We start from the raw sequence: 24,293 nt of genomic DNA, 5'->3' as shown, positions 1-24,293 counted from the left end.
TGAACGTTCACTGCATCGGAGCATCTCACATGGGCGACACGATCCCACGCCTCTCCGATGGTCCGCACCTACGCACCATCGCCATGCCACGCGATACGAATGCCGCCGGTACCATCTTCGGCGGATGGACGGTGTCGCAAATGGACCTGGCCGGGGGCACCTTCGCCGCCCAGCGAACCAAGGGCCGCGTCGCGACCGTCAGCATCGACGCCATGCGCTTCCTGCGCCCAATTGCGGTGGGCGATGAGGTCAGTTGCTTCTGCAGACTGCAGGAGGACGGCGAGACATCGTTGGGCGTGAGGATCGAGGTTTGGGCCAGGGACCGCACGGGGGGTGAACCGGAAAAGGTCACCGAGGGAGTCTTCACATACGTGGCCCTGGACGACGATGGAAAACCGCGCGGCAAGAACGACGGCCAGGCGGACAAGACCTAGAACGCGGCTGCGGCCCGCTCATCGAAGGCCCTATAAGGACCATATCGCGCCTGGGGCCGCCGCACCGCCTATCGTCGCGGATGCTTCAGTCTGTGATCGTCGACGTTCATGGGTTGGTGAACGCCCAAGCCTCACGAATGGTCCGATGCCCGGCAGTCGTGGTGGTCGACGCCTGACCCGGGGTTACGGGGTGGGAGGGCATGCGTCCGGCCCGGTATTATTAGATCCGTGCCCGTTCGGTTGCCCTGCCAATCGTGAGCATCACCGTGGCACCCAGGACGACGGCAATGCAGGCGTAGACGATGACGCCGGTTGGCCCGGTTCCGTCGACGAGGAGGCCCCCGAGAACGGCGCCGCTCGCAATCGCCACCTGGAACGAGGACGAGAAGAGTGCGCCCGCGCTTTCCGCAAGGTCGGGGGCGGCGCGTGCATTCCAGATCGAGGTCGAGACCGGGAAGCCGCCGAATGCAAAGCCCCAGATGGTCGTGGCGAGGAAGGAGACGACCGGCGACGACCCCAGAAGCGCGAGGGCGAGCGTTGCGGCGCCGATGAGGAGCGCCGAACCGCCGACGGCCCAGGCTGGGCTGCGTGCGGCGATCATGCCCGCGATGACGTTGCCGAAGAACCCGCCGATTCCGAAGGCCAGGAGCGTCAGCGAGATCGCCGACACCTCGAACCGGGGTACGGCTTCAAGGAAGGGCCTGATGAAGGTGAAGCCGGCGAAATGGCCGGACACGACGATGATGACCGTCGTTAGCCCGATCAACACGGGCCGCAACGTCAGTGCCGCACGGAACGAGGCGATGCCCGGCGCGCCCGCCGAAGGCATCCGAGGAAGGACCGCGAGTTGAACGAGAAGCGAAGCGACGCCGAGCCCGGAGGCGAGGAGGAACGTCGCGCGCCAGCCCCAGAAGGCTCCGAGCGCGGCCCCGAGCGGTGCCGCCGCGACGGTGGCGAGCGACACGCCCATCACGATGATCGACATGGCACGTGGGACGTCGGAAGGGGCTACGAGACGAAGGGCGAGCGAGGCCATCATCGCCCAAAAGCCTCCGAGGGCGAAGCCGAGGAGGGCTCTGGCCAGCAGGAGCATCGTGATGCCGGTCGCGAAGGCCGTGAGTACGCTGGAGACCGCGAGGAGGGCCATCAGCGTCCATACGATGGAGCGGCGGTCTAGACGGCCCGAGCCGAGGACTAGGAGCGGTCCGGCGCAGGCGGCGACCACCGCAGTCGCGGTCATCGCCTGTCCCACCGCGCCGTTGGACACGCCGAGATCGGCCGCCATGGGCGTCAAGAGGCTCACGGGCAGGAACTCGGCCGTAACCAACCCGAAGACCCCGAAGGACAGCGAGAAGACGGCGGACCACGCGGCAGGTTGCGCCGCGGGCGCTTGTTCCGGCAGGGTCGACGATGGCGAACATGCAAAATCTGACATCGGGTGAACCGCCCGGGAATTGGGGCGGCGCAATGGCGGCCGTCGGACTTGGGAGCGCATCGGGCATGCAGCCAAGGACAACCATGCCCGTCCGTCGAACAGCCTTCGGTCTCTGGCTCTGCCTCATGTTCCTCACTCCGGCGGGTGCATCGGCCCAAACCCGCGTCACGCCCGAGGTTCGGGAATGGCTCTCGGCCCTCGTGGCCAAGGTGGCCACTGCCGTGAAAGTCACCCGTCCGACCCCGGGCAAGCGTCGCCCTGTCGTCGTCGAGGTTCGCGTCGTCGTCGCTGCCGATGGGACGTTGCGGGACGTCTCGGTCGAACGTGGTTCCGGCTCGCGCCGCACCGACGAGAGCGCCCTGGCGGCGGTCATGGCGGCGGCACCGTTCGGTCCTCCCCCAAAAGAGCTCCTCGCGCGGGACGGGACGGCCGACCTGAGCTTTCCGATGGAACTGGCCCATCGTCGTTGAGAGTCGTCCAGCTACTCGGCTCACCGGAAATCTATCGGCCTGGGCGGCCTGATAATGGCAGCCTTAAGGTTCATCCGACAGGCAACGGGGATCATACGAAGGCGGACCATCGCCTGACGACGACGCGAAGGAAACCAGGGGCCCGCAAAATCGTGGCTCTCCGATCAAGCGTGACCGCTGGACGGAACGCATCAAATTCGTTCATGGTTTGTTCGTGACGTGGATTTGCGGAGGAGCACCCATGCAGGCCATCGACATCGTCATCGGCTACCCCATGCCGGTACCCCTCCTGGCGACCCCCGTCCGGGCCGGCTTCCCGAGCCCGGCAGACGATTTCGTTGAGGAGGAGATCGACCTTCAGCGCCTGCTCATCGTCAATCGCCCGGCCACCTTCCTCGTCAGGGTCGCCGGCGACAGTATGCTGCTCGCCCACCTACACGACGGCGATCTCGCGGTGGTCGACCGGTCCCTGACACCGCGCACCGGCGACGTCGTGGTGGTCGACATCGACGGGGAGCGCTCCTTCAAGGTCTGGAAGCGTCAGGGACCCCGGGTCACCCTCCACTTCGCCAACCCCCGCTTCCCCGAATTCAGCCTGGCACCCGACGCCCTGGTTGAGGTCTGGGGCGTGGTCTCCGGTTCCGTGTGCGCCCGGCGCCGTTGCGAATGAGCGCCCGGGCCTACGCCCTCTCCGACGGCAACAGTTTCTATTGCTCGTGTGAGCGGGTGTTCGATGCCCGCCTCGCGCGGCTGCCGGTCATCGTGCTGTCCAATAACGATGGGTGCGCGATTGCCCGGACCACCGAGGCCAAGGCCCTCGGCATCAAGATGGGCGAGCCCTGGTTCAAGATCCGCGACATGTGCCGGAGCCAAGGCGTACGGGTCTACTCCTCGAACTACGCCCTGTACGGGGACATGTCGGCCCGGGTGAACTCGATCTATCGCGATTTCTCCCCCCGCATTGAGATCTACTCCATCGACGAGAGTTTCCTCGATATCTCGGACGTTCGCGAGCGAGATAGGGCGTCCCTGTGCCGGGATATGCGGGCGACCGTACGGGCGTGGACGGGTATCCCCACCTGCGTCGGCATCGGTTCGACCAAGACGCTGGCCAAGCTCGCCAACCACATTGCCAAGAAGGTGCCCGAGCTTGAAGGGGTCTGCGACCTCACCGATCCGGTCCAGTATGACCACTGGATGGTGCGGGTCGCGCCAGAGGATATCTGGGGCGTCGGGGTGGCCTCGGCCCGCCGGCTGGAGGCGCTCGGGTGCGAGAGCGTCGCCGACGTGCGCGACCTCGACCCGAGGATCGCCCGTAAGGCCCTGACGGTGGTGGGTGAGCGCCTGGTGCACGAACTCCGCGGAACGGCCTGCCTCGACCTGGAGACGATGGCCCCGACGAGGAAGGGATGCGCGGTCACCCGTTCGTTTTCGGAACGGGTCGAGGATCGCGCAACCATGGAGCAGGCGATGGCCACCCATGCCTCCAGGCTCGGCGAGAAGCTCCGGCGGGAGGGGCTGGCGACGAACCACGTCGCCGTCTTCTTCCATACCAGCGAGCATGACCGCGACCGCCCTCAACGTTCGGTCTCGACGGTCGTCACTCTTCCCGAGGCGACCAACGACACCATGATGCTAGTTAAGGCCGCCACCCATGGCGTGCGTAAGACCTGGCGTGATGGGTACCGCTATTCCAAAGCCGGGGTGGTCACCACCGACCTGATGCCGCTCGCCGCCTCGCAGCGGGCAATGCCCGGCCTCGGCCAACTCGACCGCGAGATGGGGGCGGCGCTGATGGAGGCGCTCGACGCCTGTAACCGACGCTTCGGCCGGGGGGCCGTCGTGCCGGGCGCGGTCGGGTTCGCCCCGAAGCGGTCCTGGTCGACGAAGTTCAAGATGCGATCGCCTCGCTACACCACGAGGCTCGACGAGCTTCCCGTGGTCGCCGCGGCGTAGCGTGTCCCCTCACGGTCCGGACAGGCGCCCGATGGACGTCAGGCCGCGACCCTAACCGTTCTCCCGTCTGCGCTTTCGGTAGCGGCCGGTGCCCTCACCCACGAAATACCGCTTGCGGTACATCTGCTCGTCGATGGCCCCCCTGATCGTATCGACTCCCCACGCCTGCACGTACTCCTCCGCCTCCTACACCAGGTCGGCACCGATCCGGAGCGTGATGTCGCTGACGTGCAAGGCCTTGTGCTCCGGAAGGACGTCCCGGATCTCCTGGAAGTGATCCAAAAAATATTTCAGCTATCTTTAGCTGGTATTTTGTTCTCGCTGAGGAGTTCAACCCCGTGTTTGGGGTGATTTTACCTTTTCGCTAAGTTTGCCGCCCTGACGAGGCTGCCCGAGCCCTTCTAGTGGGGTGAGTAACCCCTCCCCTACCCTCAGGCTAAATCAGTGTATTCGCAAGCCGTTGGACCTATTTGATTGGCGATCAGGCGCTTGACGCATAAGAAAAAATGAACTTTCTTGTGTCTGTGGCTCAGCGGCATCCGTTTACGATAATACACGCATCCGAAACGTGATATTGGCGATGCGCGCTGCTATTTTCTTATGGATGAGATTCAATGGCCCGCCGACCCGATCCTCGACAGATTTCAATGCCATTGGCACGCTCGGACGATACTCGATATAAAGAAGCTGAGGCTCTCGCTCTTGATCCGTCGTGGGTTGCGTTCGTTGCCCTGCGGGACAGGATACCCGGGCCACTCCTGATCGAAGCCGCGGGCGATGCCGTTTACGGCGGAAGCATGAGCGCACGTATCGGGAGGCGAGTGCTGCTGAGCCTCGGCGCTGTCGAGCCCGATGATCGTTCACACGCGTGGCTTGCTGGTAAAGGAATTACAGCAGGGTACCAAGGAGGGCGCCCTGATATCCTTGGCGAGACTACTGTACGCGCATGGGCTTGCATCCACGCATTTTTGGATGGTTGGCTTGGCCTAAGGCGAGGCGTCGATTTTGGTCGACTGACACCCGAAGGACGCCAGAACCGCCTTGATGCAATTGCCAAAAATCGAGATTCTATTAATTGCACCGAAGATTATTATTCGATTTTGCTGTAGATCTGCTTATTAATTGTATGCTATCGCTTTTTCTTATAATTTTTCAGAATCAAATTTATCCTAATACAAGAATTGAAGCAGGGGTCGGAGCCCTCCGGTTTCTGGCCGGAGGGCATTCGCTTACCAGACATGCTGGCTCTTGGCCTTGCGTAGGCACAAGGCGGCGTAGGAGTTGACGAGGAAGTCGATGGCCTCGTGGGGCGTGCTGGGCCTGGTCACGTCCCACCAGGTCCTGCCCTTGTCGTCGGAGTGCAGGCTCTCGGCCGCGACCTGGTCCCAGAGCGGATCCCTGCGCAGGTGCTCCGGCGCGTGGATGCTCTCGGCCGAGCCGAGCTTGTAGTCGAGGCGCCGGTAGATGGTGTCCTTGGCCGACTGGGTCCCGATCGGCTGGAACTCGAACCCGCTCTTGGAGACAGAGGTGCGCTTGGTGATAATCGGCATGCGCGATCCATGGGCCTCGCGCCGGCCCTTCACCGCGACGACCTTCCGCTTCCGGCTCTCCTTGTGGTGGCAGAAGGCCAGCGCGCGTTCATGTCGTAGCCGACGTCGACGGCCTCGGCCTCGGGGTGCAGGATCTCGCCGTCGGCGGTGACCCACTCCCGGTCGAGGGCGGCCCACACGGCCCGGGCGGCGTCCGGGCTGAACGGCTCCAAGTCCTCCTGGATCGGCCTGCCGTCGCGGTCGACGCCGGGGATCCCGTCGATGACCACGCGATCGAGTACCCAGCACTCCTCCCCCTCGCCGTAGCCGACGAAGACGATCTCGTGCCGGGGCTTGCCGTTGCGGCCGCCCTCCTGGGTGTCCATCCCGGCGTAGACGCCGGTGACGCCCTCCGGCATGTGCCCGGCCGGGTACGGCTCGCAGCGATCCGCGAGGACGTTGGCGTCGATGGTGCCGGGACCGTCGGGCTTCCACGGCCGGGCGCGCGTCAGGTTCATGAACGGCTGGCGCTGCGCGGGGTCCTTCACCTGCGCGAGGTGGTCCCGGGCAATGTGCATCCAGGTCGACTGGAGGTCCGTCGAGTAGGCGGCCCACGCCCAGACGCTGGCGTGGTCGGGCTCGGCCCGGTCCGCGTTCTGGGGGACGAGGACGCCCGTCTCCATCATGGCGACCTTGCCGGTAACCTCGATCGCGGAGCCGCAGCCGGCACACTCGTACCAGACGTCGGCAATCCGGCCGGTGACCTCGTCGCAGGTGTAGCGCATGCCCTTGCCGAGCCGGGCGCCGCGGTCGTCGACCTGCTGGATGTCGTCCCAGAACTCCTGCGCGAGGTCCGGGCAGCACCGGCTCCGCATCATGAACAGGCACTGGTCGCCCTTCTCGTACTCCTCCGAGGTGATGCAGGAGCCGACGACAGTCGGGGTGCCGCCCACGTAAACGCAGGGGTCGAAGAATTCCTGGGCGCGCTTGATGATGAGGGCGAGCTTGGAGCCCTCGCCCTTCTCGCCCTTGGTGCCGGCCTGGTACTCGGCGGACGAGGCCTCGTCGACGCCGATGAACAGGCCCTTGATGCCCCTCATGCTGCCGTTGGTCGAGACGCCGCGCAGCTGGATCGAGGCGCAGGCGCCGGTCGTGAGGATCCGGTCCATCCACGCGTCCTGGATGCCCGAGCGGCTGTCGGCCCGGATCAGGTGCGCGAGCTCCGGGCTCTCGGTCAGGATCGGGTACAGCTTCTTGTCGTGGAAATCCTACGCGTCGCCTTCGGTCCGCTCGTAGAACAGGACGTCCACGCCGAGGTGGCCGGCATGGTACGTCAGGCCGACGACCATGATGAAGGTCGACCCGAACCGGGGCGGCTTGAGGAAGGTCACCCGGCGCTTGACGGCCCAGAGCCGGCAGATGGCGGCTTACAGCGGCGACATCACCAACGGGCCCGATCGCTGGGACTGGGCGGCCGGAAGGCGCAGGTGCTCCCGGGCCCAGCCCGGGATGTCGACCGGCGCGTTCGGCACCAGGTTGTCGGCGGCGACGGCGACGCCCCGGACGTAGAGCACCTGCCCCTTGGCGGAGAGGTCGCGGTAGGCCTCGTCGATCGACGGGTCCCCGGCCGGCAACGCGGGCAGGCCGAGGATCCGCGCGACGTCGAGGTCGTCGGCCGACGGCAGAGACAGGAGGTGCGCCCGGCCCGGAGCCTTAGGCTGCTCGGTCATCGCCCGCCGCCTCGATGTCGCCGGCGACCGCCTCGGCCATGTCGCGGATCGCGGAGGCCGCGTCGGCGAAGGCCTCCTGGCAATACCCGCGCGCGTCCCGGTGCCATGCCGCCACGCGGTCCGACGGGAAGCCGGCCATGTCGCGGGCGAGCCGGTCGGGGATGACCATGACGGCCTGGCGGACGAGGCCGAACGCGCGCTGGGTAGCGGCCTGCATCGGGGCGCGGTGGACCAGGGCCCGCTCGCTCTTGCCCATCTTCACGAATTTGTCCCGGGCCATGATGGCCTTGTAGGGGTCGACGATGCCCATGAAGCTGAAGGCGCCGACGGCGGGGCCCTTGGCGCCCTCGATGCGGGCCTGGTCCTCTCGCCACTCGATGAGGCGGCGCAGGCTGATGCGGTATTCGCCAAGCTCAACGCCGAGTGCCGATGGAAAGGCGTGTGGTAAAGCCAGGCCGCGCCCACTGCGCCGTCCCGTTCTGCCGGATCACGGCGCCGACGGCGGATGGCTTCGTGGACCAGGACTTCCTGTGCCGGCGGCATTGGGCCCTGCGGCCGCCGGCGCTCCGGACCGAGTGGCTGGAGCACAGCCGGCGCCAGCGTCGGAACCCGGGCGCGTTCTGGGACCACCCGCCGGGATCGGCCGGCCGCATCGCCAGGATCACCATCCACCGGGAGCACCAGACGCTGTGGCAGCGGACCAGGGCCACGTGCATCGAGATCGCCATGGAAGTAACGGCATGACGAGCGAACCGGCCGCGCTGGCCAAGATCAACGAGTGGACATCCATCTGCGGGGACAAGCCTGAGCTGACAGTGAAGGAGCTTGCCGCGCTCGGGTTCATTGTGGTTCGGCGGGATCACCTCGAAGCCAAGCTCGTAGACTTGGAGGAGCGTGCCAGGGCGGCGGAGGCTGCCCTGGTGGGGCTGACCGCCGACGGCTCGGAGTTCTACCGCCGGAACCCGGACCGCTCTTCCCCACAGGAATTTATCGTCGATGTGTCTGCCTGCGTCGACTACGTCCGGGATCGGCTAGATCGCATGCGCATCAGTATGCTCGTGGCCCGGCGCGAGGTCCGCGAGCTGCGCTGGCCGGCACAGGCGGGCGTCAGGCAGGCCAACCCGATCGAGGACGAGATCCCGTGCGCCGATATGGGTGAGGCAATCCCATGAGGCAGGCCACGATCGACGCCATCGCCCTCGGGGCCTGCCGGACCGTCGAGCGCCTCATCGCCGAGCGTCCCGGGGACGGCCCGGCCGAGAGGGAGATCCCGATCCGGACCGCGCTCGCCGAGTGGATCGGGCACGCCGTCGAGCGGGAGCGCCGGAACGATCGCCGGCGCGTCGGGAGGATGCGGGCGTGATCCATGGGACGATCCAGGTCCTGGTCATCTGGCTCGCATTCGGGCTGCCGCTGGGCATCGCCGTGGGCCTGGCGATCGCGTGGGGCGACGGCCCGCCGCGCCCCGAAATCGGTCCGTCGGGGGATCGACTCGGCCGCAGCCGGACGGGACGACCGTGTGCGAGACGATCCGCGAGGATGCGCCTGCGTAGGTTGGGCTGGTGGCTACCCCAACGAGGAAGGGCGCCAGGTTTCCCCGACGCCCTCCTTGTTGCCATTACTATTGAAGCTCTCGCACGCTTGGGGCGAGGGGTCCGCCAGTGAACTGGCCTACCGCTTCCATTGGGTCATCCTCGCCACGTGGGGCGAGGCAGCAACAACGCTGGTGTGCCTGAAGGGCCCGCCAACGTCGAGCAGTTAGGCGAACCTCGGTAAACGGACCGTGAAGCCGCAAGATCGAGGGAAGAGCAAACCTCCCCGGCGCTGCCGAGCGCCTCCGCCGTTGAGGCATGCCGGCCGGTCGAGCGGCTACCGGTGCCCTAACGCTGGCGGTCGACGAACAGGATCCACCCCAGGCTTGGAGCTGTCAACGACGCGGTCCACAGTTGTTCTCCGGCCACATGTCGGCCACAGGTTCGGGTTCCACGGCCACGGATTGGGATCGATGAACGTTCATCAACGAAGTCGAAACCAGTCCGGGCGTAGAGCGGAAACCGGGCTCGCCTGGGACAGCGACCCCGAACGTACCCACGTTCGGGACGTGGGGGTCGCAGGTTCAAATCCTGCCACTCCGACCAGCTCTCCCCGGGAGAGCGGTCTTCCCGGCTCAGAGAGCACAAGCAATTCTTCATGAATTCCTCCCACCCTCGGCCAAAGGCTGGGGCTGGTTCGGCGTGTCGAGGTCTCGGCGGCACCCCATCACGGACGTGACCGTCGTCATGCGCGAACACGATGGCCATGGCGTCGCCGGGTGGCCCTTCGGGCCACGAGCCAAGGACGGAGCCGTTCCGGCGACCCTTCCGGACGGACGGCCCTGGCCGAATCTGCACATCCTCACGCCGTCGCCCCCCGGCGCGCCCGGCCTCGCCGGCACGGACGCCTCCGTGGCGGGCCAGGATTACCGGCCGCTCCAGCACCATCACGTCCCGCCCGGACCCGAGGCAACGGCCCGCGTCGCCGCCCTGCTGTCCGATCCGTCCGTGGATTTCGTCCTCGTCCTGCGGGCGGGGGACCTCCTGGCGCCGGGCGCCCTCACGTCCCTCGCCCTGGAGGCGTCCCTCGCGGCGGCGGACGTCGTCACCGGCCTGCGGGTGGTGTTCGGCGAAACGGTTCTGGGCCTCGATGCGGTCGCGCAGGCGCCCGGCCCCCTCGACGGCCGGGTTCCGGCCGGACGCCTCGGCCCCTTCACCGGCGGCGAATGCCTGCTGTCGCGGGCGGCGATCCACGCGGCCGGCGGCCTCGACCTCGCCGATCCGTCCCCGGTCGCCGCGTTGTGGCCGCGCCTCGCGGGGCTGCGGCTGGCGCGGGTCGGGCGCCCGGTCCTGCTCCAGCGCGCGCCGGAGGGTCAGGCCCCGCCCCCGCAGCCCGCCGGCCTCGCCATCGCGGCCCTGACCGACCAGGGCGCCGGCGGCGGGGCGGGCATCGCCCATCGCCGCCTCGCCGAAGCCCTCGCGCTGTCGGGGCATCGGGTGACGGGCCTGCGGCTGTTCGACGAGGCCGTGCCGGCGAGAGCCGAGTGGCAGGACCGTTTCCCCCGCACCGAGGCGGCGATCCGGGACGGGGGCCACGATCTCCTCCTCGTCGGCAACATCCACGGCGCGACGCGCCGGCTCGGCCTCCTCGCGCGCCTCGCCGCACACCTTCCCGTCGCCGTCGTGATGCACGACCTGTTCCCCATTACCGGGCGCTGCGCCTTCCCGTGCGACTGCACCCGCCTCGCCACGGGCTGCGACGCGGGCTGCCCAACCCCGACGCAGTACCCCTACCTCGCACCGTCCCGGATCGCGGGCGTCCATACCGAGAAGCGGGCGTACCTCACCGGTCCCGGCGGCCCCCTGCTCCTGACCAACTCGGCCTGGACCCACGAGTACACCCGTGCCAACGCGCCTGCCGGCACCGCCGTGGCCCGGATCGACCTCGCGTTTCCCACGGGGGCCTTCCGGCCCGGCGACCGGACGGCCCTGCGCCGACGCCTCGGCCTGCCCGTCGACGGCGTGCTGGTGATGTTCGCCGCCGTCATCGCCGACGCCCCCGGCAAGGGGTTCGCCGACCTCGTCGCCACCCTGCGCCGCGTCGCGCGGCCGGGTGTCGGCTTCGTCGCCGTGGGACGCCTCGACGATCCGGACGCCCTCGGCCTGCCCGACCTGTTCGCCGCCGGTCCCGTCGGCGACGAGGCCGGTCTGGCGGCGTGGTACGGCGCCTGCGACATCTACCTCACCGCCAGCCTCAACGAGACCCTGGGACAGACCCCCGTGGAGGCGGGGCTGTGCGGACTTCCCACCGTGGCCTACCGGGCCTCCGGACTCACCAGCGCGGTGATCGACGGCGTCTCGGGCGTCCTCGTCCCGCAGGAGCCCGGCGCCCTCGCGGCCGCCCTCGCCGGTCTCATCGCCGACGAAGCCCGGCGCCGGCGCCTCGGCGCGCAGGCGCGGATCGCCTTCGAGGGCCGGTTCAGCCATGCCGCCGCCGCCCTGCGGTTCAACGACGTCCTCGTCGCACGGGGCCTGATCCCGGCGCCCGCCGACGGGCGCCTGCGCTTCGCGCCGGCCATGCTCGGCCGGTTCGCCTTCGCGCGGGTGCGTCATCCGGGCGAGACCGGGACCGTGCCGGGCCCCTCCCCCGCCCCGATCCGCCTCCTGCGCCGGGCCAAGCGCGCCGTCTTCGGCCGGGACCTGCCGCTTTGGATTCGCCGGGTCCTGTACGTGGGCAGTCTTCTCGCCAGCCCCTCGCGGCGCGCGCGATGAGTGCGGCCCTCGCCCTGACGGCGACGCCGGCGCCGCGCCGGGTCTATCTCGACCTGAGCAACCTGCGCGGCCACGTCACCGGGATCGAGCGGGTCGCCCTCGACCTGTTCTCGGCCGCGAACCTCGCCCCGCACGAGGTCCATTCCGTGCGCAGCGGCGGTGTACCCGGGATGATGCTGGCCCAGCATCTCGGCCTGCCGGCACGGGCGCTCGCCGACCGCTCGGCGCTGTTCGTCTTCCCCGGCTTCCCGCCGAGCCCCCTGAGCATCGCCTTCGGCACCCGCTGCGTCACCTACGTCCACGACACCTTCCTGCTGACCCGGCCGGAGGACCTGAGCTGGAAGAGCCGGCTCTACATGGCACCGAGCTTCGCCTTCGCCATGCGGTTCGGACGCCGCTTCCTCGTCAATTCACGCACCACCGGGCTGGCGGTGCGGGACGTGTGCCGGCGCGACGCCCTCGTGGCGCTGCTTCGGCCGGGGGTACGCGACGTCTTCGGCCTCGCGGATCTGGCGCGGACGGCGGCCTACGATCCGGCCCGACCCCTGCGCATCCTCGCCATCGGCACCATCGAACCGCGCAAGGATTATCCGGCCGCCCTCGCCATCGTGGCGGCCCTGAATGCCGCCGGCATCCGCACGGAACTGCACGTGGTCGGCCGGGTCGGCTGGGGCCGCCACGCCTTCCTCGACGCACCGCCCGCCTTCCTCACCCTGCACGGCTACGTCGACGATGCCGGCCTGCGCCGCCTCGCCGAGAGCTGTCACCTTCTCCTGTCCACCTCGAAGGCCGAGGGCCTCGGGCTGCCCCTCCTCGAGGTCCAGCACGGCGGGTTGCCCGTGGTCGCCCCCGAGGGCGCGGTGTTCTCCGAGGTGCTGGGAGACTCCGCTCTGTTCGTCGCGCCGGACGACCCGGAGGGCGCGGCCGCCCGCATCGCCGCCTGGGCGCGGACGCGGCTGCCCGAGGCGGCGCGGGCGTCGCTGGCCAACGTGGCCCGCTGGAACGGGCTCGCGGCCGCCGACGCGGCGCGCTTCCGCGGTTTCCTCGACCGGGGGACGGCGGCCTACGCGGACGCGCCGGACGGCGTCGTTCCGGCCTCCTGAGGGGTCGCCTGCGCCCCCCGGCCGGACCGAGCCACGGGGTCGCATGCGGGATTCGGGCAGAGTTCAGTAATCATACCCCCCTGTCATCGAGGTTCCCCACAGGAATCCCCGTGGAGGTCGGCGTCGCGATAGCGTCTTCTACACCGGGGCGTTCGTAGGGTTTGCCGGTGCCGCGGACGGCTCCGTGAGGCCCGTCCGCGAGGCGACGCTCACCCGTTCCGGTTCGGCCGACGCGAAGCCGGGACGACGCGAAACCGGGACGGTGCGGGCTGGCACGCCCGCTGCTGAACCACCCCGCATCCACGTCGACGACGGGAGCGCCTGTGCCAAATCGGTACGGTCGTTCCCCGGATGAAGCGGAGCGAGGGCGGGGCGACACCCCGGAAGCGGGACGGTCGGGAGACGGGACGATGTTCGACTTCGGGACTACGATACGCGGGGAACCGATCGCGATGGAGCGCCCGTCCTCGGCGCCCGAGCCCGCCGCCATCCTGCGCCGGCTCCGGCGGGGCCTCGGCCTCATCGTGCTCGCCGGCGTGATCGCCGTCGCCCTCGCGGTCGCGGGCCTCGGACTGCTGAAGCCGGCCTACACCTCGGTCCTGCAGATCCTCGTCGATCCGACCGATCTCTCCGTCATCGCCAACGACCTCACCACCCGGTCGCCGCAGGCCGACAGCGGCGTCTCCATCGCCGAGAGCCAGGCGCGGGTGATCCAGTCGGACAGCGTCCTGGGCCGGGTGGTGGAACGCCTCAAGCTCGCCACCGACGACGAATTCGTCCGGACCCCTTCGACGAACCCCGTCGTCATCGGCGTCAAGCAACTCCTCGGCCTCGATCCGCCGCCGGCGAGCCGCGACCCGGTCAACATCGCCCTCGACACCCTGCGGACGAAGCTCGGCGTGCGCCGGGCGGAGCGGACCTTCGTCATCGACGTCTACGTGCAGACCCTCGACCCGGAGAAATCGGCGCGCATCGCCAACGCCATCGGCGACGCCTACTTCGCCGAGGAGGCCCGGGCGCGGATGGACGCGGCGCGGCGGGCCTCGGACGCCCTCTCGGGCCGCCTCACCAGCTTGCGGCGCGGGGTGGAGGAGGCCGAGGGCAAGGTGGTGAGGTACCGGGAGGCGAACAAGCTCGTCACCACCAGCGGCCGTCTTCTGAGCGACCAGCAGCTCAGCGACCTCAACCAGCAGCTCGTCACCGCCACGATCCGCACCGCCGAAGCCCAGTCGCGCCTCGACCAAGCCAGGCGGATGCGGGCGGGCGAGGCCGGCACCTCCCTGCCGGAGATGCTGCAATCCACCGAGATGCAGAACCTGCGGCAATCCTACGCCAGCCTGTCCCGCAACACCGCCGAACTCGCGACGCGGCTGGGCGAGCGCCACCCGGCCATGGCCGAGCAATTCGCCCAGCAACGCGATCTCCAACGCATGATCCAGCGCGAGAAGGAGCGGATCATCGACACCTCGCAGAAGGATTACGACCGGGCCGCCGCCACCGAAGCCGCCGTGCGCAAGAGCCTCGACCGGGCCAAGGTGGAGACCTCCGGGAACGACCGCGCCAACGTGGGCCTGCGCGAGTTGGAGCGCGAGCTCGACTCACGGCGCGCCGTCTACGAGACCTTCCTCAAGCGGGCACGGGAAACCTCGGAGCAGGAGCGCCTCAACAGCTCCAACGTCCGGGTGATCTCGGCCGCGACCCCGGCGCGCCTGCGGAGCTGGCCTCCCTCGCCCAAGGTGATCCTGCCCGTCGCCCTGGCGCTCGGCCTCGCCCTCGGGGCCGGCCTCGCCCTGCTGCGGGGCGCCAGCCGCGACCGCCGTGACGCGATGGATCGCAGCCCCGCCGCACCCGTCGGCGCCCGGAGTTTCCGCGCCGTCGACGCCTGAGCGGGTTTCGCAAGAGTGGTCACCGGCTCTGCGTCGAAAACCAGCGACAGATCAGAGAGCTAAGCAGGTTCACGTTGGCTTGCCGACGCGGACCCGCTCAGGGACCGGCGCCGCGCCGGAAGGCCCCCTCAGGCTGCCGCGAACAGGTCGGGATGGCGCAGGCGCAGGGCGTAGACGAGGAGCAGGGTCTTGATGTCGGTGATCTCGCCCCGGTCGCTCATGGCGCTGAGGCTGGCGAGATCCATCTCGTGCACGGTGATGTTCTCGTGCTCGGCGTCGAGGCCGCCGCCCGGACCGGAGCGGTCGTCGGCGCCGTAGGGGGCGAGGAACAGGTCCATCTGCTCCGTGGAGATGCCAGGCATGCTCCAGCCGCAGGCGATGCGTTCCAGGGCCCCGAGGCGCACGCCGACCTCCTCGTAGGCCTCCCGCCGCGCGCCCTCCTCCGGATCGGCCTCGTCGAGGAGGCCGGCCGGAACCTCGAAGAGGGATTCGGTCCCGGCGGCGTAGAGGGCCGCGGGCCGGAACTGCTCGACGAGGAGCGCCACGCCGCGCACCGGATCGTAGGGCAGCACGGCGACGGCGCGGCCATGATCCTCGATCTCACGGGCGAGACGCGTTCCGTCCGGCATCGTCACCTCGGCGACGAGAAACCGGCTCCAGCCGTCATGCAGGATCCGAGTGCCACGGATGACAGGCGCCATGCTCTTTCCTCACGCGCCGTCCGATGCGGGACGGCCGACGCGCGGGCCTTAGCAGTGCGTTGGCGCACGAATGAGGCGGCCTCAGTCCGGGCCGCGCCGGATCGTGAATCGAATCGCGCCGTCGCGGCGCTCCTGGTCCAGCAGCGCATCGCCCTCGCTCCGCACGAGATGCGGGATGTCGATGGCCGCCAGGGGGTCCGTGCTCAGGACCGCCAGGACGGCCCCGGGGGACAGGCGCCGCAGGGCCTTGCGGGTGCGCAGCACCGGCAGCGGGCATTTCAGGCCCGACAGGTCGAGTTCGACAGGATCGGGCGGTTCAGCGGGCATCAGGTCTGGAGCCATGAAAAAAACCCGTCGCGGCCCGGGAGCCGTCGACGGGTGATGTCGAGATGGAAGCCCGGCGTTCACCGCCGGGGCGGCCGCCGCCCTCAGTAGCCGTAGGCCGGGTAGCCATAGCTGTAGGCCGGCGCGGCGTAGCCGTAACCGTATGCGGGCGCGCCGTACCCGTAGCCATACGCGGGGGCGCCGTAGCCGTAACCGGCGCCGACATAGCCCCGATCGTAGTAGCCGTAGCGCGGGGCCTGGCTCGCCGCGATGGCGCCGCCGATGATGCCGAGGGCCGCACCGGCCGCGAGGGCGCCGCCGATGCCGGGGCCGCGACGGTAACCGCCGTAATAGCCACGGCCGTAACCCCGGCCGTAGCCGGCGCCGTAATAGCCGCCGCCGTAGCCGCCGCGCCAACGCACGTTCTCGACGCCGGCGCGCTCGCCGGCGATCTGGCCGGCGTTGAGGGCCGGGAACGGGGCCGCCTGGGCGGAGGTGAAGGAGCCCGCCGACAAACCGAGGGCGGTGGTGCCCGCGAGGGCGAGGGACAGGATGCGCGACATGCGGAACGTCTCCGGCTTGCGATCAGATATCCCTATGAACGGCATCGTGCCTGAACCGTTCCCGAACGAACACAGTCAAGCCTTTCACAATCGGCGCGATCGGATCCGCAGCGGCTTTCCTAGAAAACGCACTCGGTGAAGGCCGGCTCGACGGAGCGCTGCCACCGGCCCTCGTAATCCGCGAGGTAGCCCTCGGCCCGCGAGCGCCCGGCGGCTACGATGGCCTCCAGGGGCTGGAGGTGGCGGGTCTCGTCCTGCCCCTGGGCGTCGCGACGCCCCCGGGCGGCGAGCCCCGAGCGGGCCACCGCCAGGGCTTCCGCCGCGACCGCGCCGAGGGGCCGTCCGCCGATGCGGGCGGCGAGGCCGAGGCGCGGCACCGTGGCGCGCAGGCATTCGCGATCGCAGTCGCTCCAGCCCTTGGCGATGTCCCAGGCGGCGGCCAGCGCCGCGTCGTCGTAGAGTAGCCCGACCCAGAACGCCGCCTGGGCGGCGATCATCGCCGGGCCGCCGACATCGGCGCCGCGCATCTCGAGGAAGCGCTTCAGGCGCACCTCGGGAAAGGCCGTCGAGGCGTGGTTGGCCCAGTCCGACACCGTGGCGCGCTCGCCCGGCAGGGCCGCGAGCCGGCCCGCCATCAGGTCGCGGAACGAGGCGCCGGAGACGTCGTGATAGGTCTCGCCGCGCTTGACGAAGTACATCGGCATGTCGAGGAGCCAGTCGACATAGGCCTCGTAGCCGAAGCCCGGGGCGAAGGCGCGGGGCAGCATGCCGGTTCGGTCGGGATCGGTGTCGCGCCAGATCTCCGAGCGGCGCGACAGGAAGCCGTTGGGCCGTCCGTCGGTGAAGGGCGAATTGGCGAAGAGCGCGGTGGCGACGGGCTGGAGCGCCAGGGCGACACGCATCTTGGCGACCATGTCGGCCTCCGACGCGAAGTCGAGATTCACCTGCACGGTGGCCGTGCGCAGCATCATGTCGAGGCCGAGCGTCCCGACCTTCGGCATGTAGCCGGCCATGATCTTGTACCGGCTCTTCGGCATCACGGGCGTTTCCTCGCGAGTCCACTTTGGACTCATCCCGAGGTCGAGGAAGCCGATGCCGAGGGGGTCGGCCACGCGCTTGGCGGCCTCGAGGTGCGTGCGCAACTCGGATTCCGTGGCGTGCACGTCGGCCAGCGGCGCGCCGGAGAGCTCGAACTGCCCGCCCGGCTCCAGGGAGATGGCGCCGCCCTCCTGGCCCGCGAGACCGATGAGATGGCCCGCATCCTCGATGGCCTCCCAGCCGGTCTCGCGCGCGAGGCCTTCGAGAAGGGCGCGGATGCCGGAATCCCCGGCGTAGGGGACCGGGCGGTTGCCGTCGCGGTAGAACGGGACCTTCTCGTGCTCGGTGCCGATGGCGAAGCGCGCGGGCGGCTTCTCGCCCTCGGCGAACCACGCGATCAGTTCATCCCGCGTCGTCAGCGGCGTCGTGTCGGACGTATCGCGCGCCATGCGCTGGCCTCGTGGTGAATAGGGTCGGATGAAAGGCCGGTCGACCTGGGGTCGGTTGCGCCCCGTCGGGATGCCGCCTCCTTAATCCACGCCCGCGGCGCGAACAACGCGCGCGACGGCGCGCGGCGTCAGCGTGTGTCCCCGAGCACCGACTGCACCAGGGCGAGCACCGCGACGGCGGCCGTATCGGCCCGCAGGATGCGGGGTCCGAGGGACAGGGCGACGGTGTTGGGCCGGCCCGCGATGAGCGCGCGCTCGTCCGGCGCGAACCCGCCCTCCGGCCCGACCAGCACGGCGAGGGGCGGGGGCGCGCCCGGGTCGGCTGCCCCGCGCAGGGCCGCGATGGGATCGGACAGGGGCGCGTCCTCGTCGCAGAACACGAGCAGGCGCTCGGGCGCGAGGTCGGCGAGGGCCTGGGGCAGGCGCACGGCCGGGGGAAGGTCCGGCAGGCTGAGGATGCCGCACTGCTCCGCCGCCTCGACGGCGTTGGCGCGCAGGCGCTCGGCGTTCAGCTTTTCCCCTTGCGTACGCTGCGTGAAGACGGGCCGGATGGTGCCGGCCCCCATCTCCACGGCCTTCTGGGCGAGGTAGTCGAGGCGCGCGCTCTTCAGGGGCGCGAACAGGTAGTGCAGGTCGGAGCGCGGCGTCTGGCCACGGGTCCGCTCCCGCACCACGAGGTCGGCGCTCTTGCGGCCGGATTGCGCCAGGGTGGCCCGCCACTCGCCGTCGCGTCCGTTGAACAAGAGCACCGGATCCTCCGGCCCCCGGCGCAGGACGTTGAGCAGATAGTTCGCCTGCGCCCGGTCGAGGGGCAGGACCACGTCCGGCGCGAGGCTGGCCTCGACGTGGAGGCGGGGGGCGGTGAAATCGTAGGCGGCCATGCGGGGGTGGTCGCGTGGCGCTCGAAGCCTGTCAACGCGCCGCCTGTGGCCAAAGAGCCACGCGGGCCGACTTTGTGCGCTTTGCCCACGGCCGAACGGCCGGCGCGGTTTGCGACTCGAAAGACGCCACATTCCTATGGCGAAACGCCTTTCGGGGTTTCGAATCGCGCGGGACGCATCGCGTCCCCGCAGCGGATCGGGCCATCGCGCCGGCGGTCAGGGGCAGAGCTCCCGCCGGGGCGTCGGGGAGACTTTAAGGGAAGTCAGAGCATGTCGTTCAAGCATATCGCGACGGTCGCCGTCGTCCTCGCCGGCTCCGTGCTGGCCGGCTCCGTGCTGGCTTCGCAGACCGCCTTCGCGCAGGCCGTCGAGTGCGGCGAGATCCAGAAGACCCTGCAGGCCCGCAAGGACCTCGTGGCCAAGGCGAACTCCGCCTCGAACTCGAAGAAGAAGATGACCCCGCAGGAAGCCTGCGCGTTGTTCGGCAAGCTCCAGAACAACGGCTCCGAGGGGATGAAGTGGATCACCGCCAACAAGGAGTGGTGCTCGATCCCCGATTCGTTCGCGGAAGGCTTCAAGGCCGACCACCTCAAGGTCGGCGGCATCCGCACCAAGATCTGCGGCATCGCCGCCCAGGCCGCCAAGATGGAAGCCCAGGGCCGCGCCCAGGCCCAGAACGGCGGCGGTGGCGGCGGCCTCCTCGGCGGCCCGGGCCTCACCGGTGCGATGAAGATGCCCCAGGGCGCACTCTGATCGCGCAGTCCCGGCGACTTGCCCGGCGACTTGTCTCGTCGGGGTATTGCCCGCCATACGCCGCGGGATGATTGGCGTTCCCAGCACCCCCGGTCCCGCATGCGCGTGACCCGCTCCCCCCCATCCGAAGAACACCCCGTCGCCGATGCCGTCGCCGGGCATTGGGTCGACCGCTGGGCGCCGCGCCGGACGCGCCCCTACCTGCGCCTCGCCCGCATCGATCGCCCCATCGGCTGGTGGCTGCTGCTGCTGCCGTGCTGGTGGTCGGCGGCCCTGGCCGGCCTCGCCGCGGGCACGGCTCCGAGCCCGCTCCACCTCGTCCTGTTCCTCATCGGCGCCGTGGCCATGCGCGGCGCGGGCTCGACCTACAACGACATCGCCGACCGCGACCTCGACGCGCAGGTGGAGCGCACCCGCTCGCGCCCCCTGCCCTCCGGCCAGGTTCGGGCCCGGCACGCGGCGGCGTTCCTCGGTCTCCAGACCCTCGTCGGCCTGGCGGTGCTGCTGCAGTTCAACGCCGACGCCGTCCTGGTCGGCATCGCGTCGCTCCTGCCGGTGGCGATCTATCCGTTCATGAAGCGGGTGATGCCGATGCCCCAGCTCGTCCTCGGCCTCGCCTTCGCGTGGGGCGCGCTGATGGGGTGGGTGGCGGTGTTCGGCCGTCTCGATGCCCCAGCATGGCTGCTCTACGCCGGCACCATCGCGTGGGTGGTGGGGTACGACACGATCTACGCAGTACAGGACATCGAGGACGACGCCATCGCGGGCATCCGCTCCTCGGCCCGCACCTTCGGACCGCGTCTGAAGCCGGCCATCGGTGCCTGCTACGCCGCCGCCGCGGGTTTCGTCGGGCTCGCCGCCTGGCGGGCGGGGGCCGGCCCCGTGGGGCTCCTCGGCGTCGCCGGGTTCGCCGCCCATCTCGGATGGCAGGTCCGGCGCCTGGAAGCGGGAAACGGGCGCGGCGCCCTCATGCTGTTTCGATCGAACCGCGATGCGGGCCTGATCCTGTTCGCCGGTCTGGCGCTCGACGCGGGCCTGCGGGCCTGGACGGGATAAGGTTCAGCAGACGCCCCCGCAGGCGATCTCGCTCTCGCCGCGATGGATCAGCGGGCGCACCGGCAGCGAGCCGGTCTTGCGACGCACGAGGAAGCGCGGGCGGCGGCCGGAGAGCAGGCCGTGGCGGCGGCGGGTGCGGGTCAGGCCCAGCGCCACGGGGCCGATCTGACGCGACACGGCGGCGAGGCTGCCGTCCTCCTTCACGATCATCCGGGCCAGGCCGGACTTGCCGGCAACATCCCGCCACAGGGCCACCACCTCGTCCTCGCAGAACGGGCCGAGGCGGCCGATGACGGCACTGTCCGCGCCGACGAGGAGGAGATCGAAGCGATCCTCGCCGCAGGTGTCGCTGGCGTCCTCCGAGAAGGCCAGGGCGACGCCGGTGGGCGCAAGCGCACCGGTGCGGCCGATCACCGGCAGCCGGGCGGCGACAAAGGCGGGCAGGGCCTGAACGGTGGCGGCGTCGGCGGCGTGGTTCAGGTTGGCGACGGTGTTCATGCTTGCGAAAGTGTTCGTGCTTGCGAAAGTGTTCATGGCCCGGTGACCCTGTTGCTGGCAACGGCCTCTGCTGGACCGCCCGTCTATGACAAGCAGAATTGCGTCTAACCTCCTCCAGCGACCTTAAGAGTGAGCGTTAAGCGAATATGGACGCGGGCTTGATGCCAAGAATGCTCAACGGTTCCTTGCCGCGATATCCGAGATCCAAGCGTATCGACCTCTGCGCAGCAATCCTTGTGGCGGCCGACCCGGCACCCTACAACGGACGGGACGGCGCATCGGCCTGCCGCACGGCATCCTCCCTGCTCCGTCCCCAACGCCTTTTTCGCCAGAACCCCGATCCGACAGGAGTCGCATGCCCGATACGAGCGTACCACCCGCCACGGGTGGACCGGATGCGGCCCACGCCCGAGGACCCGTCGAAGTCCGGGACGAGGTGCACGCCCTCGTGCCGGCCCTGCGCGACGCGATCCGCGAGGCGGCCGGCCTCGCGCTTCCGTTCTTCCGGGCGGGCGAGCAGACGGGCGCGCGGATCTGGTCGAAGGCCGGGGGCTCGCCGGTGACCGAGGCGGATGTCGCCGTCGATACGTTCCTGAAGATCCGCCTGAGCGCTCTGCTGCCGGCGGCGGCGTGGCTCTCGGAGGAGACGGCCGACGACGCGCTGCGCCTCAAGGCCGACCTCGTCTGGATCGTCGATCCCATCGACGGCACCCGGGCCTTCCTCACCGGGCACCCGGACTGGTCGATTTCCGTGGCGCTTCTGGCCGGCGGCCAGCCGGTGCTCGGCTTCGTCCATGCGCCCGTGAGCGGACATTTCTACGAGGCGGCGGCGGGCTTCGGGGCGACCCGCGACGGCGCGCCCCTCCGCGCCTCCGCGCAGGCGGCCCTCGCGGGCGCGCGCGTGACGGGCCCGAAACCGATGATGGAGCGCCTCGCACGCGGCGCGACCCAGGGCGGAGTGAAGCCGGATTTCGTCGTGGTCGAGCGCGTGCCGTCCCTGGCCCTACGCGTCGCGCGGGTGGCCGACGGCTCCATCGATGTCGGACTGGTGTCGTCGGACGCCCGCGACTGGGATCTGGCGGGCGCCGACCTGCTCCTGCGCGAGGCCGGCGGTTCGGTGAGCGACCTGTCGGGCCGTCCCACGCCCTACAACCGCCCGGACCCGGTCCACGGCGCCCTCATCGCCCTGCCGGACGGCCTGCGGGCCGAGACGGTGGAAGCCCTGGCCCGCGGCTAGGGTCGTCGAGGGGCGCGACCCGCGAGGGTCGCCACGACGCGGAAGGTCCGCGTCCGCGCTCGACACGACGATGCCCCATCTGCAAGGAGAGGGGGTATCCGGTCGTCTGGAGGTGCGTGGAGCGCAAGTTGGGAGCCGAGACGGGGGCGACCCGATCGGCGCCCGTTCGAACGCGGAAAACCGTTTCGCTCAGCGAAACCGGGTCCGCGCGCCGGTGCTCAAGCGTGCTCGCGCAGGGCCACGGCCTCGGGGGCCATGCCGAACCGCTCGGCGAGGTGCCAGCGCAGTTCGCGGGCCGAATGATAGTTGTAGGAGGTGTCGATGAGATGGCTCAGGTCGGTCGTCTTGGCGCCGCGCGTCGCGGCCTGCTTGAGACGGTCCACCCGGAAGGTCGCCGCGTCGGTGACGGGCGAACGGACGCTTCTGCGTCGGGTGTATTCGAACAACATGCTTTTTCTTGTGTACTTTCAGGTGTCGTGATGTGCGGGACCCCTAAACGGGTCCGGTATCGTCGCTTGGTGCTGCGGGATGCCGGATCGAGCCATCGTTCCCATCCGGAACGCATGATCGATGACCGACGGTGAACGGCTCTTCACGAGGACCGTTGGTGACGCCAGCCCCGAGGGCTGGCGCCGAGGGCGTCAGGCCGCCTGGAGGTTACCAGCCGAGTCCTTGCCGCTGCGCTTGTCCGTCTGGATCTCGTAAGAGATCTTCTGGCCCTCGATGAGGTTGCGCATGCCTGCACGCTCGACGGCGGAAATGTGGACGAAAACGTCCTTGCCGCCATCGTCAGGCTGAATGAAGCCGTAGCCCTTGGTCTCGTTGAACCACTTAACAGTGCCGGTATTCACGAATAGATCCTCGTATCGTTCGTCGATCTGGCCACCGGATCCTGGGGATACGGCAACGTAGATCCTCTTCAAAACGTCCTGACGGGGATCAGCAGGACGTGAAACGCTTGGGTGTACAAGCGCCCGGCTCACCGAAACCCGCTGATGAGATATGTAGTCGGTTCATGCGGCCGCAACAAGGCGTGCCGGCTCACGGATGCCTTCGAATGGCCTGCGGCAATGGCGCCGACCGCTGGGATTCCCGGGCGTCCCGGTGCATATAAGGGTTCGGGTCCAGGCAGTTAGTGTCCCTTTCCGAAACGCCTTCCGCTCCGCCGCGCCCAACGCGCGCACCGGTGGCGGACGGGGATTTTGTAAGGCACTCTTGAGCGCCGTCGATGCCCATCTCCGCCGCGTCCCGCCTCGCCCGTGGGAGTTTCGCGGACCGGAATGGGCGGGGGCGGTTCGGTGACGAGGCAGTTAGGCGGTTCATGGCGGGCATCTCGGTTTCCCTCGAAGGCGCGAACATCCAGCTTTCCTTCCAGAAGGACGACCAGGCGACGGCGGTGGTGATGGATGCGCGTGCCGCCCGCGCCCTGGTGCGGGCCGTCGGCCATCTCCTCACGGCCATCGACGAGCCCGACGACACCGACGGGCCGGAGGAGCTGGACGAGGACTTGGCGATGCTCGACGTGACCTCCTCGGCCATCGAGGTGGGGACGGACGAGCAGGGGCAGGCCGTGGTCGCCCTCCAGGCCGGGGCATTGCCGCCGTTCCAGCTGCGCCTGACGGACGAAGAGGCCCGCCACGTGGTGACGAGCCTCTCGGAAATCCTCAGTGCCCCGCGCGACGTGCGTGCCTCGCACGGGGATCATTGAGCGGACGGTTACATCCGGACGCCGGGATCGGTCGGGCCACCGGGCAGGTAATCCGGCTCGGACCCCGGACCCGTCGGCTCGTCGATGCCCGGATCGTTGACCGGATAGGGCGTACGCGGACCGGTGGGGCCGATATCCGGCTGCTCGTCGGGCGGCGGGGGCGCCGGCAGGTCGCCCGGAATGCCGCCGGGCAAGGGTTCGGGGATCGGTAGGCCGGGGTTGGCCATGCGGACTCTCC

The 24,293-nt window shown here is 69.5% G+C and carries 29 protein-coding genes, 1 tRNA gene and 1 pseudogene; 15 read left to right on the top strand and 16 right to left on the bottom strand.

Annotated elements, in window-relative coordinates; all coding sequences use genetic code 11:
- Window positions 1-29 precede the first annotated feature (29 nt).
- Window positions 30-434: an acyl-CoA thioesterase gene (locus ASF52_RS02345; RefSeq protein WP_056166831.1), complete on the top strand. Its 405-nt coding sequence runs from the start codon at window positions 30-32 to the stop codon at window positions 432-434.
- 220 nt (window positions 435-654) lie between these two features.
- Here ASF52_RS02345 and ASF52_RS02340 read toward each other — a convergent pair whose 3' ends face one another.
- Window positions 655-1,869 (bottom strand): MFS transporter, encoded by a 1,215-nt coding sequence (locus ASF52_RS02340; protein ID WP_056167013.1) that lies wholly within the window; start codon window positions 1,867-1,869, stop codon window positions 655-657.
- Between the two features lie 83 nt (window positions 1,870-1,952).
- Here ASF52_RS02340 and ASF52_RS02335 point away from each other — a divergent pair, with 83 nt between their 5' ends.
- From ASF52_RS02335 to ASF52_RS02325, 3 genes are all read left to right on the top strand, one after another.
- Entirely contained in the window at window positions 1,953-2,339 is a 387-nt protein-coding gene (locus ASF52_RS02335) for a TonB family protein (RefSeq protein ID WP_162241007.1), read from the top strand.
- A 241-nt stretch (window positions 2,340-2,580) separates the two neighbouring features.
- Complete coding sequence (locus ASF52_RS02330) at window positions 2,581-3,009, top strand: LexA family protein (RefSeq protein WP_056166824.1); 429 nt, start codon at window positions 2,581-2,583, stop codon at window positions 3,007-3,009.
- Complete coding sequence (locus ASF52_RS02325; protein WP_056167010.1) at window positions 3,006-4,295, top strand: Y-family DNA polymerase; 1,290 nt, start codon at window positions 3,006-3,008, stop codon at window positions 4,293-4,295. Before ASF52_RS02330 ends, ASF52_RS02325 begins: the two co-directional genes overlap by 4 nt.
- Before the next feature lie 1,229 nt (window positions 4,296-5,524).
- Here the strand turns inward: ASF52_RS02325 and ASF52_RS23425 are convergent.
- The 6 genes and pseudogenes from ASF52_RS23425 to ASF52_RS02305 form a co-directional block, all read right to left on the bottom strand.
- Window positions 5,525-5,878, bottom strand: a complete 354-nt coding sequence (locus ASF52_RS23425) for a terminase gpA endonuclease subunit (protein WP_056166821.1) — start codon at window positions 5,876-5,878, stop codon at window positions 5,525-5,527.
- Window positions 5,875-6,507, bottom strand: coding sequence for a terminase gpA endonuclease subunit (locus ASF52_RS23595; RefSeq protein ID WP_338011700.1), 633 nt, complete (start codon window positions 6,505-6,507; stop codon window positions 5,875-5,877). Before ASF52_RS23595 ends, ASF52_RS23425 begins: the two co-directional genes overlap by 4 nt.
- Window positions 6,508-7,077, bottom strand: a pseudogene (locus ASF52_RS23590) (phage terminase large subunit family protein); the annotation flags it as partial.
- 15 nt (window positions 7,078-7,092) lie between these two features.
- Entirely contained in the window at window positions 7,093-7,215 is a 123-nt protein-coding gene (locus tag ASF52_RS23420; RefSeq protein WP_274533776.1) for a hypothetical protein, read from the bottom strand.
- A gap of 36 nt (window positions 7,216-7,251) precedes the next feature.
- Window positions 7,252-7,554 (bottom strand): hypothetical protein, encoded by a 303-nt coding sequence (locus tag ASF52_RS02310; protein ID WP_056166814.1) that lies wholly within the window; start codon window positions 7,552-7,554, stop codon window positions 7,252-7,254.
- On the bottom strand, window positions 7,538-7,864 hold the full coding sequence (locus tag ASF52_RS02305; RefSeq protein ID WP_056166811.1) for a hypothetical protein: 327 nt from the start codon (window positions 7,862-7,864) through the stop codon (window positions 7,538-7,540). Before ASF52_RS02305 ends, ASF52_RS02310 begins: the two co-directional genes overlap by 17 nt.
- 131 nt (window positions 7,865-7,995) lie before the next feature.
- Between ASF52_RS02305 and ASF52_RS02300 the strand changes: the two genes are divergently transcribed.
- The 7 genes from ASF52_RS02300 (at window position 7,996) to ASF52_RS02275 (ending at window position 14,847) form a co-directional block, all read left to right on the top strand.
- Window positions 7,996-8,298 carry a hypothetical protein gene (locus ASF52_RS02300; protein WP_056166807.1) on the top strand — a complete coding sequence of 101 codons (303 nt, stop codon included), beginning with the start codon at window positions 7,996-7,998 and terminating at the stop codon, window positions 8,296-8,298.
- Window positions 8,295-8,726: a hypothetical protein gene (locus ASF52_RS02295; RefSeq protein ID WP_056166804.1), complete on the top strand. Its 432-nt coding sequence runs from the start codon at window positions 8,295-8,297 to the stop codon at window positions 8,724-8,726. Before ASF52_RS02300 ends, ASF52_RS02295 begins: the two co-directional genes overlap by 4 nt.
- The gene (locus tag ASF52_RS02290) at window positions 8,723-8,917 is read left to right on the top strand and encodes a hypothetical protein (RefSeq protein ID WP_056166801.1); all 195 of its coding nucleotides are present in this window, start codon (window positions 8,723-8,725) and stop codon (window positions 8,915-8,917) included. The genes ASF52_RS02295 and ASF52_RS02290 overlap by 4 nt, the downstream gene beginning before the upstream one ends.
- A 674-nt stretch (window positions 8,918-9,591) precedes the next feature.
- A tRNA-Leu gene (locus tag ASF52_RS22370) sits at window positions 9,592-9,692 on the top strand.
- A 141-nt stretch (window positions 9,693-9,833) separates the two neighbouring features.
- Window positions 9,834-11,858: a glycosyltransferase gene (locus tag ASF52_RS02285; protein WP_056167005.1), complete on the top strand. Its 2,025-nt coding sequence runs from the start codon at window positions 9,834-9,836 to the stop codon at window positions 11,856-11,858.
- A complete protein-coding gene (locus ASF52_RS02280; protein WP_056166798.1) occupies window positions 11,855-12,961 on the top strand; it encodes a glycosyltransferase in 1,107 nt (368 codons plus the stop codon). The genes ASF52_RS02285 and ASF52_RS02280 overlap by 4 nt, the downstream gene beginning before the upstream one ends.
- Before the next feature lie 452 nt (window positions 12,962-13,413).
- Window positions 13,414-14,847 (top strand): GumC family protein, encoded by a 1,434-nt coding sequence (locus ASF52_RS02275; protein WP_244473663.1) that lies wholly within the window; start codon window positions 13,414-13,416, stop codon window positions 14,845-14,847.
- A 128-nt stretch (window positions 14,848-14,975) separates the two neighbouring features.
- Here ASF52_RS02275 and ASF52_RS02270 read toward each other — a convergent pair whose 3' ends face one another.
- The 5 genes from ASF52_RS02270 to ASF52_RS02250 all read right to left on the bottom strand — a co-directional run bounded on the left by ASF52_RS02270 (window position 14,976) and on the right by ASF52_RS02250 (window position 18,803).
- Window positions 14,976-15,548 (bottom strand): NUDIX domain-containing protein, encoded by a 573-nt coding sequence (locus ASF52_RS02270; RefSeq protein WP_056166792.1) that lies wholly within the window; start codon window positions 15,546-15,548, stop codon window positions 14,976-14,978.
- 81 nt (window positions 15,549-15,629) lie between these two features.
- On the bottom strand, window positions 15,630-15,875 hold the full coding sequence (locus ASF52_RS02265) for a sulfurtransferase TusA family protein (RefSeq protein WP_056166790.1): 246 nt from the start codon (window positions 15,873-15,875) through the stop codon (window positions 15,630-15,632).
- Window positions 15,876-15,976: 101 nt separating this feature from the next.
- Window positions 15,977-16,435: a hypothetical protein gene (locus ASF52_RS02260; protein ID WP_056166787.1), complete on the bottom strand. Its 459-nt coding sequence runs from the start codon at window positions 16,433-16,435 to the stop codon at window positions 15,977-15,979.
- 119 nt (window positions 16,436-16,554) lie between these two features.
- Entirely contained in the window at window positions 16,555-17,922 is a 1,368-nt protein-coding gene (locus ASF52_RS02255; RefSeq protein WP_056166784.1) for a glutamate--cysteine ligase, read from the bottom strand.
- A 128-nt stretch (window positions 17,923-18,050) separates the two neighbouring features.
- On the bottom strand, window positions 18,051-18,803 hold the full coding sequence (locus ASF52_RS02250; RefSeq protein WP_056166782.1) for a 16S rRNA (uracil(1498)-N(3))-methyltransferase: 753 nt from the start codon (window positions 18,801-18,803) through the stop codon (window positions 18,051-18,053).
- Between the two features lie 270 nt (window positions 18,804-19,073).
- Here ASF52_RS02250 and ASF52_RS02245 point away from each other — a divergent pair, with 270 nt between their 5' ends.
- On the top strand, window positions 19,074-19,556 hold the full coding sequence (locus ASF52_RS02245) for a hypothetical protein (RefSeq protein WP_244472856.1): 483 nt from the start codon (window positions 19,074-19,076) through the stop codon (window positions 19,554-19,556).
- A gap of 105 nt (window positions 19,557-19,661) precedes the next feature.
- Complete coding sequence (gene ubiA, locus ASF52_RS02240; RefSeq protein ID WP_244473662.1) at window positions 19,662-20,612, top strand: 4-hydroxybenzoate octaprenyltransferase; 951 nt, start codon at window positions 19,662-19,664, stop codon at window positions 20,610-20,612.
- 3 nt (window positions 20,613-20,615) lie between these two features.
- Here ubiA and ASF52_RS02235 read toward each other — a convergent pair whose 3' ends face one another.
- Complete coding sequence (locus ASF52_RS02235; RefSeq protein WP_056166776.1) at window positions 20,616-21,110, bottom strand: DUF6101 family protein; 495 nt, start codon at window positions 21,108-21,110, stop codon at window positions 20,616-20,618.
- 355 nt (window positions 21,111-21,465) lie between these two features.
- Here ASF52_RS02235 and ASF52_RS02230 point away from each other — a divergent pair, with 355 nt between their 5' ends.
- Entirely contained in the window at window positions 21,466-22,347 is an 882-nt protein-coding gene (locus ASF52_RS02230) for a 3'(2'),5'-bisphosphate nucleotidase CysQ (protein WP_082478733.1), read from the top strand.
- A gap of 218 nt (window positions 22,348-22,565) precedes the next feature.
- On the opposite strand, the gene ASF52_RS02225 is transcribed toward ASF52_RS02230, so the two are convergent.
- Both ASF52_RS02225 and ASF52_RS02220 read right to left on the bottom strand, forming a co-directional pair.
- Entirely contained in the window at window positions 22,566-22,796 is a 231-nt protein-coding gene (locus tag ASF52_RS02225; RefSeq protein ID WP_056166770.1) for a hypothetical protein, read from the bottom strand.
- A 192-nt stretch (window positions 22,797-22,988) separates the two neighbouring features.
- Window positions 22,989-23,198 carry a cold-shock protein gene (locus tag ASF52_RS02220; RefSeq protein WP_055956856.1) on the bottom strand — a complete coding sequence of 70 codons (210 nt, stop codon included), beginning with the start codon at window positions 23,196-23,198 and terminating at the stop codon, window positions 22,989-22,991.
- Between the two features lie 470 nt (window positions 23,199-23,668).
- On the opposite strand from ASF52_RS02220, the gene ASF52_RS02215 reads away from it, so the two are divergent.
- Window positions 23,669-24,055 (top strand): hypothetical protein, encoded by a 387-nt coding sequence (locus ASF52_RS02215; RefSeq protein WP_056166767.1) that lies wholly within the window; start codon window positions 23,669-23,671, stop codon window positions 24,053-24,055.
- An 8-nt stretch (window positions 24,056-24,063) separates the two neighbouring features.
- On the opposite strand, the gene ASF52_RS02210 is transcribed toward ASF52_RS02215, so the two are convergent.
- The gene (locus tag ASF52_RS02210; protein ID WP_056166762.1) at window positions 24,064-24,282 is read right to left on the bottom strand and encodes a hypothetical protein; all 219 of its coding nucleotides are present in this window, start codon (window positions 24,280-24,282) and stop codon (window positions 24,064-24,066) included.
- Window positions 24,283-24,293: the final 11 nt, after the last annotated feature.

The organism is Methylobacterium sp. Leaf112 (assembly GCF_001423295.1).
Lineage (GTDB): Bacteria > Pseudomonadota > Alphaproteobacteria > Rhizobiales > Beijerinckiaceae > Methylobacterium.
The sequence above is the reverse complement of the archived record's forward strand: the minus strand, read 5'-3'. Positions and strand labels throughout refer to the sequence as shown.

What these genes read in the sequence shown, in the direction of transcription:
- ASF52_RS02270 (WP_056166792.1), bottom strand. Translation starts at nt 15,548, where the DNA reads ATGGCGCCTGTCATCCGTGGCACTCGGATCCTGCATGACGGCTGGAGC.
- ASF52_RS02265 (WP_056166790.1), bottom strand. Translation starts at nt 15,875, where the DNA reads ATGCCCGCTGAACCGCCCGATCCTGTCGAACTCGACCTGTCGGGCCTG.
- ASF52_RS02230 (WP_082478733.1), top strand. Translation starts at nt 21,466, where the DNA reads ATGCCCGATACGAGCGTACCACCCGCCACGGGTGGACCGGATGCGGCC.
- ASF52_RS02310 (WP_056166814.1), bottom strand. Translation starts at nt 7,554, where the DNA reads ATGACCGAGCAGCCTAAGGCTCCGGGCCGGGCGCACCTCCTGTCTCTG.
- ASF52_RS02275 (WP_244473663.1), top strand. Translation starts at nt 13,414, where the DNA reads ATGGAGCGCCCGTCCTCGGCGCCCGAGCCCGCCGCCATCCTGCGCCGG.
- ASF52_RS02290 (WP_056166801.1), top strand. Translation starts at nt 8,723, where the DNA reads ATGAGGCAGGCCACGATCGACGCCATCGCCCTCGGGGCCTGCCGGACC.
- ASF52_RS02295 (WP_056166804.1), top strand. Translation starts at nt 8,295, where the DNA reads ATGACGAGCGAACCGGCCGCGCTGGCCAAGATCAACGAGTGGACATCC.
- ASF52_RS02305 (WP_056166811.1), bottom strand. Translation starts at nt 7,864, where the DNA reads ATGGGCATCGTCGACCCCTACAAGGCCATCATGGCCCGGGACAAATTC.
- ASF52_RS02285 (WP_056167005.1), top strand. Translation starts at nt 9,834, where the DNA reads ATGCGCGAACACGATGGCCATGGCGTCGCCGGGTGGCCCTTCGGGCCA.
- ASF52_RS02340 (WP_056167013.1), bottom strand. Translation starts at nt 1,869, where the DNA reads ATGTCAGATTTTGCATGTTCGCCATCGTCGACCCTGCCGGAACAAGCG.
- ASF52_RS02245 (WP_244472856.1), top strand. Translation starts at nt 19,074, where the DNA reads ATGTCGTTCAAGCATATCGCGACGGTCGCCGTCGTCCTCGCCGGCTCC.
- ASF52_RS02280 (WP_056166798.1), top strand. Translation starts at nt 11,855, where the DNA reads ATGAGTGCGGCCCTCGCCCTGACGGCGACGCCGGCGCCGCGCCGGGTC.
- ASF52_RS02235 (WP_056166776.1), bottom strand. Translation starts at nt 21,110, where the DNA reads ATGAACACCGTCGCCAACCTGAACCACGCCGCCGACGCCGCCACCGTT.
- ASF52_RS02345 (WP_056166831.1), top strand. Translation starts at nt 30, where the DNA reads ATGGGCGACACGATCCCACGCCTCTCCGATGGTCCGCACCTACGCACC.
- ASF52_RS23595 (WP_338011700.1), bottom strand. Translation starts at nt 6,507, where the DNA reads ATGGAGACGGGCGTCCTCGTCCCCCAGAACGCGGACCGGGCCGAGCCC.
- ASF52_RS02250 (WP_056166782.1), bottom strand. Translation starts at nt 18,803, where the DNA reads ATGGCCGCCTACGATTTCACCGCCCCCCGCCTCCACGTCGAGGCCAGC.
- ASF52_RS02325 (WP_056167010.1), top strand. Translation starts at nt 3,006, where the DNA reads ATGAGCGCCCGGGCCTACGCCCTCTCCGACGGCAACAGTTTCTATTGC.
- ASF52_RS02215 (WP_056166767.1), top strand. Translation starts at nt 23,669, where the DNA reads ATGGCGGGCATCTCGGTTTCCCTCGAAGGCGCGAACATCCAGCTTTCC.
- ASF52_RS02255 (WP_056166784.1), bottom strand. Translation starts at nt 17,922, where the DNA reads ATGGCGCGCGATACGTCCGACACGACGCCGCTGACGACGCGGGATGAA.
- ASF52_RS02225 (WP_056166770.1), bottom strand. Translation starts at nt 22,796, where the DNA reads ATGTTGTTCGAATACACCCGACGCAGAAGCGTCCGTTCGCCCGTCACC.
- ASF52_RS02210 (WP_056166762.1), bottom strand. Translation starts at nt 24,282, where the DNA reads ATGGCCAACCCCGGCCTACCGATCCCCGAACCCTTGCCCGGCGGCATT.
- ASF52_RS02335 (WP_162241007.1), top strand. Translation starts at nt 1,953, where the DNA reads ATGCCCGTCCGTCGAACAGCCTTCGGTCTCTGGCTCTGCCTCATGTTC.
- ASF52_RS02260 (WP_056166787.1), bottom strand. Translation starts at nt 16,435, where the DNA reads ATGTCGCGCATCCTGTCCCTCGCCCTCGCGGGCACCACCGCCCTCGGT.
- ASF52_RS02330 (WP_056166824.1), top strand. Translation starts at nt 2,581, where the DNA reads ATGCAGGCCATCGACATCGTCATCGGCTACCCCATGCCGGTACCCCTC.